This window comes from Streptomyces qaidamensis (assembly GCF_001611795.1).
Taxonomy (GTDB): domain Bacteria; phylum Actinomycetota; class Actinomycetes; order Streptomycetales; family Streptomycetaceae; genus Streptomyces; species Streptomyces qaidamensis.
On the sequence record NZ_CP015098.1, the window covers coordinates 975,202 to 990,945 of the forward strand.

The 15,744-nt window shown below is 71.5% G+C and carries 2 protein-coding genes (1 of these 2 only partly in view); both read right to left on the bottom strand.

Annotated elements, in window-relative coordinates; all coding sequences use genetic code 11:
- On the bottom strand, positions 1 to 13,632 hold the beginning of the coding sequence (locus A4E84_RS45135) for a non-ribosomal peptide synthase/polyketide synthase (RefSeq protein ID WP_159029549.1). Its footprint begins 17,499 nt before the window's first position; 13,632 of the gene's 31,131 nt are visible here — the first part of the coding sequence; its start codon is at positions 13,630 to 13,632; the stop codon falls past the left edge of the window.
- Positions 13,629 to 15,494, bottom strand: a complete 1,866-nt coding sequence (locus tag A4E84_RS45140; RefSeq protein ID WP_062925246.1) for a condensation domain-containing protein — start codon at positions 15,492 to 15,494, stop codon at positions 13,629 to 13,631. The genes A4E84_RS45135 and A4E84_RS45140 overlap by 4 nt, the downstream gene beginning before the upstream one ends.
- Between the last annotated feature and the right edge of the window lie 250 nt (positions 15,495 to 15,744).

A 15,744-nucleotide genomic window follows, 5' to 3' on the forward strand; every position in this document is an offset into this window, starting at 1 on the left:
CATCTCGCGGACCCGGGAGACGACCTGGGTGGCCAGCAGGGAGTGGCCGCCCAGCTCGAAGAAGCCGTCGAGGACACCGACCCGCTCCACGCCGAGCACGCGCGCCCACACGTCTGCGAGCAGTTCCTCGGTGGCCGTGGCGGGGGCGACGTACCGGCCGCCGCTCCCGGTCCGGAATCCGGCGGGCTCGGGCAGCGCCGCCCGGTCGGTCTTGCCGTTCGGGGTCAGCGGCAGCTCGGCGAGCTCCACGAACACCGGCGGGACCATGAACTCGGGCAGCCGCTCCCCCGCGAAGGCGCGCAGCTCGGCGACGGGCGGCAGGCCCTCCGCGTGGTCGGCCGGGACGGCGTAGGCGACGAGCCGGCGGTCCGAGCCGTCCCCGAACGCGACGACGGCCGCCGTCCGGACGCCCGGGTGCGCGGTGAGCGCCGCCTCGATCTCCAGCGGCTCGATCCGGTAGCCGCGCACCTTCAGCTGGTCGTCGGCGCGGCCCAGGAACTCGAGCTGCCCGTCCGCCGACCACCGCACCCGGTCGCCGGTCCGGTACAGCCGGGAGCCGTCGGCGGCGAACGGGTCGGCCACGAACCGCTCGGCGGTCATGGCCGGGCGTCCTCCGTAGCCGCGCGCCAACTGCGGTCCGCCGACGAACAGTTCACCGGGAACCCCGATGGGCACGCAGCGCAGGGACGCGTCCAGGACGTACACGCCGGCGTTGAGGATCGGGGCGCCGATCGGCGGCGCGCCCTTCAGGGCCGGGTCCTCGACCTCGGCGACGCTCGCGCAGACCGTGGTCTCGGTCGGCCCGTAGGCGTTGAACAGCCGGTGGCGCTGCCGCCACGCGGCGGCCAGGCCGGCGTCGAGCCGCTCGCCCGCGGTCACCAGCGTGGTCACGCCGTCCAGGTCGCCGGGCGTGAGCGCCTCGAGCAGCGACGGCGGTACGGTCGCCACGCTCACCCCGCTGCGGGTGACCAGGGACGCGAGCCGGGCCGGGTCGGCACGGTCCGGCGCCTCGGCCACGACCAGGGTCGCGCCGACGGCCAGCGCCATGACCAGCTCCCACACCGAGGCGTCGAAGCTGAACGGCGCGAAACCGAGCACGGTGTCGTCGCGGCCGGTACCCAGCACCGCCTGCTGCGCCGCGACGAGGTTCACCAGCCCGCGGTGGGACAGGTGGACGCCCTTCGGCCGGCCGGTGGAACCGGAGGTGTAGATCACGTACGCGAGCTGGTCCGCCAGGACCGGCACCGCCGGCGGTGCGGCGGGCAGCGCGGCGAGCGCCGTACGGGTGTCCGGGTCGTCCAGCCACACGACGGTGTCGAGCCCGGCCGCGGCCGCGAGCTCGGACCCGACGGAACGGTGGCCGACGAGCACGGTGGCGCCGCTGTCGGCGAGCATGAACTCCAGGCGCTCGGCGGGGTACTGCGGGTCCAGCGGAAGGTAGGCCGCTCCGGCCTGCCACACCGCGAGGACCATGACGGCCATGTCGACGCCGCGCGCGGGGCACACGGCGACCACGGACTCGGCCCCGACCCCCGCGCCCCGCAGGTGACGGGCGAGGCGGGCGGCACGCGCCCTCAACTCCGCGTAACTGAGGGCGACTTCACCGGACACGAGGGCGGTCGCGTCGGGATCCGCCGCTGCCCGCTCGGCCACCAGCTCGTGGACTCCGGCCGCGGCGGACACGGGTCCGGCGGAGTCGTTCCACTCCCGCACCAGCCGGTCACGCTCGGCCTCGGTCAGGACAGGCAGGTCGCCGAGCCGCTGCCCGGAGTCCGCGGCGACGGCCGTCAGGACCGTCGCCAGGTGGCCGGCCATCCGCTCCATGGTGGCGTCGTCGAAGTGCGCACGGTCGTACGACAGGCGCACCACCAGCTCCCGCGCGGAGGAGGCGATCACACCCAGGGGGTAATTGGATTGGTCGCGCCCGTAGTTGGCGCCGGCCCGCAGCCCGTCGCCGTCGGCGTACTCCCCGCCCTCGCCGCCCTCGACCCGTGCCTGGTCGGGGTAGTTCTCGAACGCGTACAGCGTGTTGAAGAGCGCCTGTCCCGGGGTGAGCGCACTGCACTCGGTGATCGTGGTCAGCGGCGTCTGCTCGTACTTGCGGGCCCGCACCTGCTGGTCCTGCAGCCCGGCCAGCCACTCCACCACGGACCGGTCGCGGTCGATCCGGGCCCGTACGGGCGTGGTGTTGATCAGCAGACCGACCATGGAGTCCATGCCGTCGATCTGTCCGCCACGGCCGGAGGACGTCGTGCCGAACACGACGTCGTCGGAGCCCGCGTACAGGCCGAGCACCAGCGACCAGGCGCCCTGCACCACGGTGTTGAGCGTGAGCCGGTGGCGACGCGCGAAGTCGGCGAGGCCCGATCCGGCGACCTCGGCCGGCAGCGGCACCTGCCGCTCGTCCCGCCCCTGCTGCCCGGTGGCGTGCTCCACGCCGAGGGCGACCGGCTCGGTGACCCCGGCGAGGTAGTCGCGCCAGTACCCGCGGGCCTCGTCCAGGTCCTGTCCGGCGACCCAGGAGACGAAGTCCCGGAACGGGGCACGCGCGGCGAGCACCGGCCGCTCCTCGCCCGCGCGGTAGGCGCGGTACGCCTCCAGGACCTCGCCCAGGACGATGGGGATGCTCCAGCCGTCGAGGAGCAGGTGGTGGTAGCTCCAGAGGAGCTGGTGCCGCTCGTCGGCGAGCCTGATCACCGAGATCCGCACGAGCGTGGGCGCGGTGAAGTCCGCGCCGCGCGCCCAGTCCGCCTCCAGGTATGCGGAGATCGCGTGCCGCCGCTCCTCCTCGTCGAGCGCGGAGAGGTCCAGCAGTTCCAGGGGGACGGGCACGGCGCGGGAGACGACCGCGAGCGGCTGCGGCACACCCTCGGAGACGACGGCGGTGCGCAGCACCTCGTGCCGCGAGAACACCAGCTCCCACGCCCGCGTGAGGGCGTCGAGGTCCAGTTCGCCTTCGAGGAGGAGGCCGTTCTGCGCCCAGTACATGCCGGGGTCGGAGGACAGGCTGGTGTGGAAGAGCATGCCCTGTTGGAGGGCGGTGAGCGGGTAGACGTCCTCGATCTCGGTGGGCAGGCTCTGCGCGACCCGGTCGAGCGTGGCCTGGTCGAGCTGCGCCGCGAGGGGGAAGTCGGAGGGCGTGTGCCCGCCGGTGTCGGGGCGGCAGCAGTACGCGACGAGGTCGGCCAGGACGTCGACGTAGCGCTGCGCGAGGTGCGCGACGGTCGCCTCGTCGTGCACCTCGGCGCCGTACGTCCACTCCATCTCCAGACGGCCGTCGGCGACGTGGCTGTTGACCTCGATCAGGTACGCGCGGGTGCCGTCCTGGGACTGGGACTCGCCGAGGGAGCGGCCGGTGGGGCGGAAGCGGAGGGCGGGGGCGCCGGCGGCGTGTCCGTGGGCGCCTTCGGTGGCCTGGGTGGTGTCGTCCGGTCGGCGGCTGGACTGGCCGAGGTAGTTGAAGCTGACCTCGGTGCGCTCCTGCGGGGCCCAGTCGGTGAGGTGGCGCAGGAGGCCGTAGCCCAGGCCCTTGCGCGGGATGCCCCGCAGGTACTCCTTGGTGCGGCGCAGGAGCGCGCCGAGGTCACCGTCGGCCGCCGGCCCGGTGAGTTCCACCGGGTGGACGCTGGTGAACCAGCCGACCGTACGGGACACGTCGATGTCGGCGCCGACGTCCTCACGGCCGTGGCCTTCGACGTCCACCACGACGGACCGCGTCCCGGTCCACTCGGTGAACACCGCGCCCAGCACGCTCAGCAGCACATCGTTGATCTGCGTCCGGTACGCGGCCGGGACCTCGCGCAGCAGCTGCTCGGTCAGCTCGGCGTCCAGGGACAGGCGCAGGTTGCGCACCGAGGCGTTCCGGTTCGGGCCGTCGTGGTCGCGCGGCAGCGGGACGACCGCTGCCTCCGCCTGCCGCCAGTGGGGGGCTTCGAGCGCGAGCTCCGGCGACGCCGCGAGCTCTGCCAGGCGCTGCGACCAGTGCAGGAACGAGGTCGTCTTGGCGGGCAGCTCCACGACGGTGGCACCCTGCTCGACCTGCCGGTACGCGGTCTCGAGATCCTCCAGGAGCACGGGCCAGGAGACCGTGTCCACGACGAGGTGGTGGACGGCGAGGAGCAGCTCGCTACCATCGCCGCGGTCGAAGAGCGCCGCGCGCAGAAGGGGGCCGTCGGTCAGGTCGAGGCCGGCCTGGATCTCGGTGGCGCGGGCATCCAGGAGCTGCCGTTCGGCGTCGGCGTCCGTGCCGGGAGCGTGGATCGTGGAGAGCAGGTCGGCCGGCTCGGCGGCCAGGATGCGGCCCGTCCACCGGTCTCCCTCCCGCACGAACCGGGAACGCAGCGCGTCGTGCTGCTCGACCAGCGCGCCCAGGGCCCGGCGCAGGACGTCGGGGTCGACGGGCCCGGTGGCCTCCAGGACGACCGACTGGTTGAAGTGCGCCGGCCGCGGCATGTCGCGGTCAAGGAAGGTCCGCTGGATCGGGGTGAGCGGGAAGTCGCCGACGACGAGCCCCTGTTCGGCTTCCGTCAGGCTCTCGCTCGTGGCGACCGAGGCCAGGGCGGCGACGGTCTGGTGGCTGAACAGCTGCGCCACCGTCACGTGGACACCGAGCTCGCGGCACTTCGCGGCGACGCGGATACTGATGATGGAGTCGCCGCCGAGCTCGAAGAAGTTGTCCTCGATCCCGACCCGCTCCACGCCCAGGACCTCGGCCCACACCTCGGCCAGGATCCGCTCGACCTCGGAGCGCGGCGCGACGAACTCGCCCGCCGAGCCCGTCCACGCGCTGTCGGGGTCGGGGAGGGCGGCGCGGTCGAGCTTGCCGTTCGGGGTCAACGGCAGGGCCGCAAGCTCCACGAACGCCGACGGGATCATGAAGGCGGGCAGCCGGCTGCCGGCGTATGCGCGCAGGTCGGTGACGGAGGGGATGCCGGTCGTCTGGTCGGCGGGGACGAGGTAGGCCGCCAGGCGTCGGTCGTCTTCGTCGCCGAAGGCGGCGACGACGGCGGTGCGGATCTGCGGGTGGTCGGCCAGGACGGCCTCGATCTCACCCGGCTCGATCCGGAAGCCGCGGACCTTGACCTGGCTGTCGGCCCGCCCGACGAAGTCGAGCCGGCCGTCCGGCAGCCAGCGCGCCCGGTCGCCGGAACGGTACATGCGCGTGCCGTCGGCGGTGATGGGGTCGGCGATGAACCGCTCGGCGGTCAGGTCAGGGCGACCGCGGTAGCCACGGGCGACCTGGGGACCGGCGATGTACACCTCACCGGCGACGCCCACCGGGACCGGGTTCAGCCGGTCGTCCAGGACGTACAGACGGGCGTTGGCCACGGGCGCACCGATGTCGGGCGGGCCGGTGAGGAGGTCCGGGTCCACGACACCGGTGGTCACCATGACGGTCGACTCGGTCGGCCCGTACGTGTTCACAAGGCGTCGGCCGGACGACCAGGCGCGGGCGACCGGCTCGGTGAGGCGCTCCGCGCCGAGCAGCAGGGTCTGTAGCCCGGACACTTCCTCCGGGTCCAGGACACCCAGCAGGGACGGGACGACACTGGCCGCGCGCACAGCCTCGGCCCGCAGCATCGACGTGAGCAGGGCCGCCTCGGCCCGCTCCTCGGAGGTCGCGAGGACGAGGACGCCGCCGGAGGCGAGCGTCACGGCCACGTCGAGGACGGCAGCGTCGAAGCTGAAGGAGGCGAACTGCAGCATTCGCATGCCCGGACCGGCGTCGAGGGCCGGAGCGAGCGCGGACACCATGCCCACGACGCTGCCGTGTGCGACCTGGACGCCCTTCGGGCGGCCGGTCGAGCCCGACGTGTAGATCACGTACGCCAGTTGCTCGGCAGATACGGTCGTTTCAGGTGCCTCCGGCGGCAGGGACGCAAGGGTGTCCCGTACGGCCGGGTCGTCGAGCCACACACCCTGCTCGACGGGCAGCCCCTCCACAAGGGCCCGCTGACCCACCACGACCTGCACGCCCGCATCCGCGAGCATGAACTCCAGCCGGTCGGCCGGGTACTCCGGGTCCAGCGGCACGTACGCGCCACCGGCCTGCCAGACCCCGACCATGGCCGCCACCATGTCCACGCCACGCGGCAGACACAGCCCCACCACCGACTCGGCACCGACCCCCATACCGCGCAGGTGATGCGCCAGGCGGTTGGACCGCGCCATCAGCCCGCCGTACGTCAGCGACTCCCCGCCGGCCACCACCGCCACCGCATCCGGAGACGTGACGGCCCGCTCGGCGATCAGCTCGTGCACGCCGGCCACCGCCGGCAGCTCCGCCGCCGACGCGTTCCAGCCCTCCAGCACGAGGTCGCGCTCGCCCGCCGACAGCACCGGCAGCTCGCCGACCCGGCAGTCGCCCTCCTCGGCCACCGCCTGCAACACGGTGACCAGGTGACCTGCCAGCCGCTCGACCGTCGCCGCATCGTACCGGGACTTCTCGTACGACAACTTGATCTTGAGTCGGCGACCGGCGCCCGCGGTCACGCTCAGCGGGTAGCTCGCCTGCTGCCGGACGTGGTTGAGGTCGGTCTCCAGTCCACTCTCGGAGGAGAGTTCCCGGCCTTCGACCAGGGCCTGGTCCGGGTAGTTCTCGAAGACGAAGAGGGTGTTGAACAGCGCCTGCCCAGCCGGGAGTTCGCTGCAGTCGGCGATCGTGACCAGCGGCGTGTGCTCGAAACGGCGCGCCCGGACCTGCTCGTCCTGCAGCCCCGCCAGCCACTGCGCGACCGGCCGGTCACGCTCCACCCGCACCCGTACCGGGGTGGTGTTCAGCAGCAGACCGACCATCTCGTCCATGCCGTCGATCTGACCACCACGACCCGACGACGTCACACCGAACACGACGTCGTCCGAACCCGCGTACAGCGCCAGAACCAGCGCCCAGGCACCCTGCACCACCGTGTTCAACGTCAGCCGATGACGCCGCGCGAACCCCGCGAGCCCCTCACCCGCCACCGCCGCCGGCAACCGCAGATGCAGCTCCTCCAGGCCCTCCTCACCGGTCGCCCGTTCCACACCCAGCGACGTCACCTCCCCGAACCCGGCCAGCCGCCCAGCCCAGTACTCCCGCGCAGCCTCCTCGTCCTGACCCGCCACCCACGCCGCGAACTCACGAAACGGCGCCCGCGCACCCAACTCAGGCCGCCGCCCGGCGCGGAAAGCGTGATAGGCCTCCAGGACCTCGCCCAGGACGATGGGCACACTCCACCCGTCCAACAGCAGGTGGTGATAGCTCCACACCAACTGATGCCGCCCCTCGCCCAGACGCACCAACGCCAGACGAACCAACGTCGACGCGGCGAAGTCCGCACCACGCGCCCAGTCCTCCGCGAGGAACTGCTCGTACGCCTCCTGCCGCCGCTCCTCGTCGAGGTGCGCGAAGTCCACCACGCGCAGAGGCAGCGGTACGGATCGCGACACCACGGCGAGCGGTTCGGCCACTCCCTCCCACACCACGGCGGTGCGCAGCACCTCGTGCCGGGAGATCGCCAGCTCCCACGCCCGGTTCAGGGCGTCGAGGTCCAGGTCGCCCTCCAGGAGCAGACCGTTCTGGACCCAGTACATGCCGGAGTCCTCGGACAGCTGCCCGTGGAAGAGCATGCCCTTCTGCAGGGCCGTGAGCGGGTAGATGTCCTCGATCTCGGTCGGCAGGCTCTGCGCGACACGGTCGAGCACAGCCTGGTCGATCTGCGCGAGCGGGAAGTCGGACGGCGTGTACCCGCCGGTCTCCGGGCGGCAGCAGTACTCGATCAGCTCGGCCAGCACCTCGACGTACCGCTCCGCGAGGCGCGCGATCGTCGCCTCGTCATGCACCTCGGCGCCGTACGTCCACACCATCTCCAGGCGACCGTCGGCCACCTGGCTGTTGACTTCGATGAGGTGGGGGCGCTCGCCCTCGGCCGACTGCGCCGCGCCGAGCGGATCACCGGACGGCCTGAAGCGGACGCGGCTGCTGTCCTTGGCGGCAGCGTCGCCGGCCGTGTCCGATCGGCGGCCGGACTGTCCGAGGTAGTTGAAGCCGACCTCGGCATGGCCCTGCGGGACCCAGTCGGTGAGGTGACGCAGGAGACCGTAACCCAGACCCTTCCGAGGGACGCCCCGCAGGTACTCCTTCGTACGGCGCAGGAGCACACCCAAGTCACCGTCGACCAGGCCGGTGAGCTCCACCGGGTGGACGCTGGTGAACCAGCCCACCGTACGGGACACATCGAGATCCGCACCGACGTCCTCACGGCCATGACCTTCCACGTCCACCACGACAGACCGCGACCCGGTCCACTCGGTGAACACCGCACCCAGCACACTCAGCAGCACATCATTGATCTGCGTCCGGAACGCCGCCGGCACCTCACGCAGCAGCCGCTCCGTCAGCACGGCATCCAGGACCACCGACACACGCCGCGCCCCCGCCACCGGATCCGCCCCGCCCTCGAAAACCCGCGGCAAAGGCTCCGCCGCCGCCTCGACGGCCCGCCAGAACCCCGCCTCCGCCACGACCTCCGGCGAACCCGACAACTCCTCCAGACGCTGCGCCCACGCCACGAACGACGACGTCTTCGCCACCAGCTCCACGCCGCCAACACCCTGCTCGACCTGCGCATACGCCGACGCCAGATCCTCAAGCAACACCGGCCAGGACACCGCGTCCACGACCAGGTGGTGCACCACCAGGAGAAGCAGCTGGCTGCGGTCACGGCGCTCGAAGAGGGCGACGCGGACCAGCGGCCCGTCGTTCAGGTCGAGGCCGGTCTGGATCTCGGTGGCCCGCGCCTCAAGGAACTCCGCCTCCTCCTCACCTGCGACGCCCCTCGCGTCGACGACCGTGACCACGTCCGACGTCTCAGCGGCCACCACATGCCCGACCCACGCCCCCTCCCGCCGCACGAACCGGGAACGCAACGCATCATGCTGCCCGACCAGCGCACCCACCGCCGACCGCAGCAACCCGACATCAACCCGCCCCTCGACCTCCACCACCGTCGACTGATTGAAATGCCCCGCCTGCGGCAACCCCCGCCCCAAAAACCACCGCTGAATCGGAGTGAGCGGGAACTCACCCACCACCAAACCCTGCTCGGCAACAACCCCACTCCCGGACGACGCCACCGACGCCAGCCCCGCCACCGTCTGATGATCGAACAGCTGCGCCACCGTCACGTGAACACCCAGCTCACGCGCCCGAGCCACCACACGGATACTCACGATCGAATCCCCGCCGAGCTCGAAGAAGTTGTCCTCGACCCCGACCCGCTCCACACCCAGAACCTCAGCCCACACCTCCGCCAGGACCCGCTCCACCCCGGAACGCGGCGCGACGAACTCCCCCGCCACACCCGCCCACGCGCTGTCAGGGTCGGGCAAGGCGGCACGGTCGAGCTTGCCGTTCGGAGTCAACGGCAGGGCCGCAAGCTCCACGAACGCCGACGGGATCATGAAGGCGGGCAGGGACCGCTTCAGATGGTCCCGCAGATCGCCGACGGCGGGGATGCCCTCGGCCTGGGACTCGGGAACGACGTACGCGACGAGGCGCTGCTCGTTCCCGGTCCCGAAGGGGGTCACCGCGGCGGTGCGTACGGCGGGGTGGGTGGCCAGCGCCGAGACGATCTCGCCGGGCTCGATCCGGAACCCGCGCACCTTGACCTGATCGTCCGCCCGGCCCAGGAACTCCAGCTCCCCGCCCGGCAGCGAGCGCACCCGGTCGCCCGACCGGTACATGCGCGTGCCATCCGCGGCGAACGGGTCGGCGACGAAGCGCTCGGCGCTGAGCGCGGACCGGTCGAGGTAGCCGCGGGCCACACCCGCACCGGTGATGTACAGCTCACCGGCCACACCGACCGGGACGGGGCGCAGCCGGTCGTCCAGGACATAGACCCGGGTGTTGGCCATCGGCGTACCGATGGAGGGGACTCCCTCACCGTCGGGGTCGAGGACGGCGATACTCGCGCAGACCGTCGCCTCGGTCGGACCGTATGCGTTGAGCAGCCGGTACTCGCCACGCCAACGCACCGCCGCGGCCTCCTCCAGCCGCTCGCCCGCGGTCACCAGCGTCCGCAGACCGGCAAGATCGGCCGGCTCAAGCACGGCCAGCAGCGACGGCGGCAGCGTCGCCACCCGCACATCCTTCTCCCGGACCAGCCCGGCCAGCGCCCGCGGCTCACCCCGCTCCTCCGCCGTCGCCACCACCAGCCGGCCACCGGCCGCCAACGTCACCACGACCTCGGACACGGCAGCGTCGAAACCGAACGGGGCGAACTGCAACACCCCGTCCCCCTCACCGACCCCGAACGCACGAGCCTGCGCCTGCGCCAGATTCACCACACCCCGGTGCCCGACCTGCACACCCTTCGGACGGCCCGTCGAACCCGACGTGTAGATCACGTACGCCAGCTGGTCGGGCGTCGTCGTCACCCCGGGCGCACTCGCCGGCAGCTCCGCCAGCGCGACCACGACCGCCGGCTCGTCGAGCCTGATCACGGTCTCCGCCCCGAGACCTTCGACCATCGCGCCCGCGCGGACGAGCACCTTGGCGCCACTGTCGGCGAGCATGAACTCCAGCCGCTCGGCAGGGTATTCGGGGTCGAGCGGCAGATAGGCGGCGCCCGCCTGCCAGACCGCCAGCGCAGCCACGACCATGTCGATGCCGCGCGGCAGGCACAGGGCCACCACGGTGTCCGCACCGGCGCCGGCAGCGCGCAGATGGTGGGCCAGGCGGTTCGCGCGCGCCAGGAGGTCCCCGTACTCCAGGAAGGCGTCACCGCACACCACTGCCACGGCGTCCGGGTGCTCGGCGGCGCGTGCCGCGATCAGTTCGTGCACGCCGCCCACCGCGGGCAGCGGTTCGGCCGTGTCGTTGCGCTCGTGCAGCAGCCGGGACCGTTCGGTCTCGGTCAGTACCGGCAGGTCGCCGATCGGCAGGACCTCGTCCTCGGCGAGAGCGTCGAGGAGGGTGACCAGGTGGCCTGCCATCCGTTCGATCGTGGTCGGGTCGAAGAGCTCGCTGCTGTACTGGAACTCTCCCGAGAGCTCGTCGCCCGAGGCTCCCAGCGTGAGCACCAGGTCGAACCGCACCGGCAGCGCGTCCGGCACCGGCCCTTGCGGCTCGGCGGCGTTCTCGGGCTCGCGCGCGGCGGCGGGCTCACCGGCGTCGCCGGACTGGCGGTTGTCGTAGTCGAAGAGGACCTGGAAGAGCGGGCTGCGCGAGCGGTCGCGCTCTGTCACGAGCTCGTCGACCAGCTGCTCGAACGGCAGGTCCTGGTGTGCGTACGCACCGAGGGCGGTCTCGCGTACCCGGCCGAGGAGTTCGGCGAACGTCGGGTCGCCGGACAGGTCGGTGCGCATGACGAGAGTGTTGACGAAGAAGCCGATGAGTCCCTCGGTCTCGGCCCGGTTGCGGTTCGCGATCGGCATGCCGACGACCACGTCGTCCGACCCCGCGTAACGACCCAGCAGCACGTTGAAGGCCGCGAGCAGGGTCATCGACATGGTGGCGCCGGCTTCGCGGGAGATGGCCCGCAGCCGCTGCGCCGTCTGCGCCGGCACGCGGAACTCGGCGAAACCGCCGTCGGTGGAGCGGATCGCGGGGCGCGGGCGGTCGGTGGGCAGCTCGAGGGTCGGCAGGCCGCCGAGCCGGTCGCGCCAGTACGCGAGCTGGGCGTCGAGGACGTCACCGGACAGCCACTGCCGCTGCCAGACGGCGAAGTCCGCGTACTGCACGGCCAGCGGTGGCAGCGGGTCCGGGGCGCCCGCGCGGAAGGCGTCGTACAGCGCCAGGAGCTCGCGCCGCAGGATGCGGCCCGACCACTCGTCCGACACCACGTGGTGCATCGACAGCGCCAGGACGTGTGCCTGCGCCGACACCTTCACCAGCGTCGCACGCAGCAGCGGCCCGCGCGCCAGGTCGAACGGGGTCTGTGCCTCCGCGGCGACGACAGCCCGTACGGCGACGACCGGGTCCGCTCCCGTCTCCACCTCCACGATCCGGAGGTCGAACGGCGCGGGCTCGTCGATGACCTGGTGCGCGACGCCGTCCGCGTCCGCGACCAGACGCGTGCGCAGCACGTCGTGCCGCGCGACCACGCCACCCAGCGCCGCACGCAACGCCTCCCTGTCGACGTCGTCGTCCCAGCGCACGGACGTCACCAGGTTGTACTCGGACGAACCCGGTTCCAGCTGGTCGAGGAACCACAGGCGCTGCTGGCCGAAGGAGAGCGGCAGGGCCTGGTCGCGGCCCACGGCCACGACCGGAGGGGCCACGGCGGCGGTGCCGGCGCCTTCGATCACGGCGGCGAACTGGCGCACGGTCGGCTCGTCGAAGAGCGCCGACAGCAGCACCTCGACGCCGAACACCTCGCGAACGCGGGAGATCACCTGGGTGGCGAGGAGGGAGTGGCCACCCAGCTCGAAGAAGTTGTCCTCCGCGCCTATCTCGTCGATGCCCAGAACCTGCGCCCACACCTCGGTCAGGATCTGCTCCACCTCGGTCCGGGGCGCGACAAAGCCCGTCTGGTCCTGGAGCACGCTGTCCGGAGCCGGCAGTGCGGCGTGGTTGAGTTTGCCGTTGGCGGTGAGCGGCAGTTCGCTCAGTTCCACGAAAACGGACGGGACCATGTATTCCGGCAGCCGGGCACCAAGGAATCCGCGCAGTTCCCCGACCGCGGGAATCCCGGTTTCCCCATCACCCGGGACGAGATACGCCACAAGCCGGCGTTCCGCACCCACGCCACTGGCGGTCACCACCGCGGAAGCGATCAATGCGTGACCGACCAGCGCGGCCTCGACCTCACCCGGCTCGATCCGATACCCACGCACCTTGATCTGACCGTCCGCACGACCCACGAACTCCAGCCGGCCATCAGCCAGCCACCGGACCCGGTCACCCGTCCGATACATCCGCCCACCATCCCCGGCGAACGGATCAGCGACAAACCGCTCACCGGTCAGACCAGCACGGCCGACATAACCCCGCGCCACCTGCGAACCCGCAACGAACAACTCACCGACCACACCCACCGGAACCGGGTTCAAAAACCCGTCCAGCACATACACCCGCACATTCCCCAGCGGCCGGCCCAGACCCACCACACCATCCGCGAGACCACCCACGCCCTCGACCAGCTCACCGGCGATCACACCGACCGTCGTCTCCGTCGGCCCGTAATGATTCACCACCACCCGGTCCCCAGCCGCCTCCACCAAAGCGCGCAACCACCCCGCGGACGCGCCCTCACCACCCAGCACCAGACCCCGACGAGGAACCAGCGGAGCGAACTCACCACCACACCCCGCCACCAGCGCCGCCAGATGCGACGGCACCACCTTCACGAAATCGACGCCCGACTCCCGCACGAACCGCGCCACCCCACGCCCGTCCACCGCGACATCGCCATCCACCACATGCAGCACACCACCCGACACCAGACACCCGAACACCACCGTGTTGCCCAGGTCCGTCACCACCGGCTGCAACAATCCGAACCGGCCACCCGCAACGCCCCACCCGGCACGCTCCCCCACCGCAACCACATAACTCGCCAGACCACCATGAGTGACCTGAACACCCTTCGGCCGCCCCGTCGAACCCGACGTATAAACCACATACGCCAACTGCCCGGAATCGGTGTTCACGACGGGAGCGGAAGAGGGCAGCCCCGCCAGCACCGAGGAAACCCCGCGTCATCGACGACCACCGTCCGCAGCCGCCCGACAGGCAACTCGTCCACCAAATCCTCGGTACCGACCAGCACCGTCGCCCGGCTGTCGCGCAGCATGAACCCCAGCCGCTCCACCGGATACTCCGGATCCAACGGCAAATACGCCCCACCCGCCTGCCACACCCCCACAATCGCCACGATCATGTCGACCCCACGCGGCAGACACAGCGCCACCACCGACTCCGACCCCACACCCACCGACCGCAAGTAATGCGCCAGACGATTCGCCCGACCCATCAACCCGCCATACGACAACGCCTCCCCGCCGGCAACGACCGCCAGCGCATCCGGAACCGCAACAGCCCGCTCCGCGATCAGCCCATGCACCCCACCCACAGCCGGCAGGCCCAGGCCCTCCACACCCGAACCGCCCACCAGCAGTTCACGCTCACCGGCCGACAACACCGGCAGCGCACCCACCCGCTGATCAGCATCCGCCGCCACCCCCGACAGCAGCGTGACGAGATGACCACCCAGCCGCTCCACCGTCGCCGCATCGAACAACGCGGTGCTGTACTCGAACTCGGCACCCAGCCTCGCGCCACTATCACTCAGCACGAGACGCAGATCGAACTTCGCATCGACCTCGTCGTCACCGCTGCCGCTCTCGAACGAGCCGCCCTCGACGAAGTCGTAGTTGAACAGTGCCTGGAACAACGGCGTCCGCGAGCGATCCCGCTCCGACACCAACGCTTCCACCACCTGCTCGAACGGCACATCCTGATGCGCATACGCACCCAGAGCCGTCTCCCGCACCCGACCCAACACCTCACGGAACGACGGATCACCCGACAGATCCGTACGCATCACCAACGTGTTCACGAAGAACCCGATCAAGCCCTCCGTCTCCGCACGATTCCGGTTCGCCACCGGCGTGCCGACCACCACATCGTCCGACCCCGCATGCCGACCCAGCAGCACCGCGTACGCCGACAACAGCGTCATGAACATCGAGACACCGCACTCGCGCGACAGCTCACGCAGGCCGTCGGCGACGTCGTCCGGGATGTGGATGCCCATGGTCGCGCCGGCGGAGGAACGCAGGGGCGGGCGCGGGCGGTCGAGGGGGAGGTCCAGTTCCGCCGCGCCGGAGAGTCGGTCGCGCCAGTAGGACAGCTGCCGTTCCAGGACGTCGCCCTGCAGCCAGTGCCGCTGCCACACCGCGTAGTCCGCGTACTGCACTTCGAGCGGCGGCAACGGGTCGGACTCGCCCGCGCGGAACGCCTCGTACAGGGCCATGAGTTCACGGTGGAAGACGGAGTCCGACCACTCGTCGAAGACCACGTGGTGCAGCGCGACCACGAGGACGTGCTCGCCCTGGCCCGCGCGCAGCAGCGTCGCGCGGAGCAGCGGTCCCGTCGACAGGTCGAACGGCACCTGCGCGTCGGCAGCCGCCAACTCCCGTACGGCCCGGGCCGGGTCAGTGCTGTCGGAGACGTCGACGATCGGCAGGGGGAACGGCGCCGGCTCGTCGATCACCTGATGCGGCACGCCGTCCGCACCGGCCACCAGGCGCGTCCGCAGCACCTCGTGCCGCGCCACCACGCCGCTCAACGCGGCGCCCAGCGCCGCCACATCGGGCGTGCCGTCCCACCGCACGCGCATCGACAGGTTGTACTCGGTCGAACCGGGTTCCAACTGGCTGAGGAACCAGAGGCGCTGCTGGGCAAAGGACAGCGGAAGGGGCCCGTCGGGACGCGGCTCCCATGCACGGCGCGATACCTGCTCTCCCCTGAGGCGTCGCTTCAGCAATTCCCGCTTGGCGTCAGAAAGCATCAGTTGTCCCCTGCAATGAGAAAGCTGAATGTGCGCATGACGGTGCGTCGTCGGGAGAAGCCCCCGCCTCACCATGGCACACCGCTGGATCATTGATCCAGCGGCGTCGTGGCGTATGTGGCGTGCGGTCACCGGCAGTTATTCCGGCACCGTGTTCAACTGCTGCGCGGCGGCGTTTGAACGCACTGTCGCGCGCTCCCGGGGCGCTGTCCGCAGCGGGCCGCGGCGGCCTCTCGCGCCCTGTCCCGCC